Origin of the sequence: Psychrobacter sp. 5A.1 (genome assembly GCF_030407455.1) — a bacterium.
GTDB lineage: Bacteria > Pseudomonadota > Gammaproteobacteria > Pseudomonadales > Moraxellaceae > Psychrobacter.
The window spans coordinates 1-1,158 of sequence record NZ_JASDDJ010000134.1 but is presented as its reverse complement, the minus strand read 5'-3'; the positions used below and the strand labels follow the sequence as shown (position 1 = coordinate 1,158).

1 protein-coding gene is annotated in these 1,158 nt (G+C 27.7%); it reads right to left on the bottom strand.

All coding sequences use genetic code 11. The annotated features are described in order from the left end of the window. Nucleotides 1-443: hypothetical protein (locus tag QL982_RS14415; protein ID WP_290190446.1), on the bottom strand; the 443-nt coding region annotated here is incomplete at its 3' end. Between the last annotated feature and the right edge of the window lie 715 nt (nt 444-1,158).

The following is a 1,158-nucleotide window of genomic DNA, read 5'->3' as shown; positions in this document are numbered from 1 at the left end:
ATATTAAACTTCACGAAAATTAAAATTATCGCTAAGATAAATACAAAAAGCGGCCTAAGTAGTGAGCTAATCGCAAAGGTAACTAAATCATAATTACTTCTAGATAATATAGATATAATGCCTACAACACCGTGTATGAATCCTATGACTGGTAGGAGCGAAAAGTAATAATAGGGATTATTTACATCAATATATATCAGCGCGATAAATGTGATTACTAATGAGGCTATAAAAAGAAATAAAAGAATTGGAAAAGAGGTGTCAAAAATATGCTTAATTTTCTTTTCAAAGAAATATCGGACAAATGCACTTTGGAGGTTAAATCCAAAAAATGTTATTGCAACCGTAAATGTTGCTTGGAGTAAAGTAATATATCCAAATATGGCGTCCAATGTAACAATGGCAATAATATAGTGTGCCGCTAAATTTAATGCTTTAGACACTAATTGAATCATTGCATATTTAATTATGTCATTTCTTTTTTTAGCCAAAAGGTTCAATTTATTTTAATCTCTTATAATGCTCTACATCACGACTTTCAATGATTTGAGCTGAGTTGCTTTTTTATATTACGTATTCTATGGTTAGTTCTAAGTATAAATATTATAATATGTTACTGATACCAGTTTTTCTTGCTTGATATGCTTATGCAGATAGAGGCTATGGAAAATATACTAAATCTTTGCTATATCTATTTTAGATTAGACTTACTATAGTAAACCAAAGTAGTTTACCGATTATACAAAAACACATGCGTTCATTTTATTTAATGATGAATGTAGTTCTTAGAAAATCTATATCTTTATAAAAGATAAGGAGTAATAAACAATGTCCTCATTCAAGAAAAAAATACACGTAACTTTAATCAAACCTACCTTTAAAACCTATAAAATCATCAAACCTGTTATTCAAATAAAATGTTTATTTTTTATAAAATCTAATTCACTATATACTGCAAGTTATAAAAGACATCAATCTTAATATATTTAGTTTAATATAAAATCGATACAGCCCATATCATGAAATATAGTCAAACCCATATAAATCTGCTACATCGTCATCCTCGCTGACCATATTAATGTATAGTCAGTTCAAAATAAAACTGTTATGGCTAGGACAAATATCATAAAACAATTTAGATAAGTCATTTTCCATCCA